Annotated in this window: 1 pseudogene; it reads left to right on the top strand. The window is 69.3% G+C overall.

Annotated elements, in window-relative coordinates:
* A pseudogene (locus ACP4IX_RS36240) lies at window positions 1-1,105 on the top strand (alpha-1,4-glucan--maltose-1-phosphate maltosyltransferase); the annotation flags it as partial.

The following is a 1,105-nucleotide window of genomic DNA, read 5'->3' as shown; positions in this document are numbered from 1 at the left end:
CCTCCGACCCGCTGCCCCTGCTGGTGGAACGCGAACGCGCCCTCTACGGCGCCTGGTACGAGTTCTTCCCCCGCTCCGAGGGCACCCCCACCCGGCCCCACGGCACCTTCCGCACCGCCGCCCGCCGGCTCCCCGCCATCGCCGCCATGGGCTTCGACGTCGTCTACCTCCCCCCGGTCCACCCCATCGGCACCACCCACCGCAAGGGCCGCAACAACACCCTCTCCGCCACCCCCGACGACGTCGGCGTCCCCTGGGCCATCGGCTCCCCCGAAGGCGGCCACGACACCGTCCACCCCGACCTCGGCACCCTCGACGACTTCGACGACTTCGTCCACCGGGCCGCACGCCACGGACTGGAGATCGCCCTCGACTTCGCCCTCCAGTGCTCCCCCGACCACCCCTGGGTCCACAAACACCCCGAGTGGTTCCACCACCGCCCCGACGGCACCATCGCCCACGCCGAGAACCCGCCCAAGAAGTACCAGGACATCTACCCCATCGCCTTCGACGCCGACCTCGACGGCCTCGTCACCGAAACCGTCCGCGTCCTGCGCTTCTGGATGGACCACGGCGTACGGATCTTCCGCGTCGACAACCCCCACACCAAACCCGTCGTCTTCTGGGAGAAGGTCATCGGCGAGATCAACCGCGCCGACCCCGACGTCATCTTCCTCGCCGAGGCCTTCACCCGCCCCGCGATGATGCACACCCTCGCCCAGATCGGCTTCCAGCAGTCCTACACCTACTTCACCTGGCGCACCACCAAACAGGAACTCACCGAGTACCTCACCGAACTCTCCGGGGACGCCGCCTCCTACATGCGGCCCAACCTCTTCACCAACACCCCCGACATCCTGCACGCCTACCTCCAGCACGGCGGCCGCCCCGCCTTCGAGGTCCGCGCCGTCCTCGCCGCCACCCTCTCCCCCACCTGGGGCATCTACAGCGGCTACGAACTCTGCGAGAACACCCCCCTGCGCGAAGGCAGCGAGGAATACCTCGACAGCGAGAAGTACCAGCTCAAACCCCGCGACTGGGCCGCCGCCGCACGCGAGGGCCGCACCATCGCCCCCCTCATCACCCGCCTCAACACCATCCGGCG

Origin of the sequence: Streptomyces sp. WG5 (genome assembly GCF_049974565.1) — a bacterium.
Taxonomy (GTDB): domain Bacteria; phylum Actinomycetota; class Actinomycetes; order Streptomycetales; family Streptomycetaceae; genus Streptomyces.
This window is presented reverse-complemented; position numbering and strand designations above follow the sequence as displayed.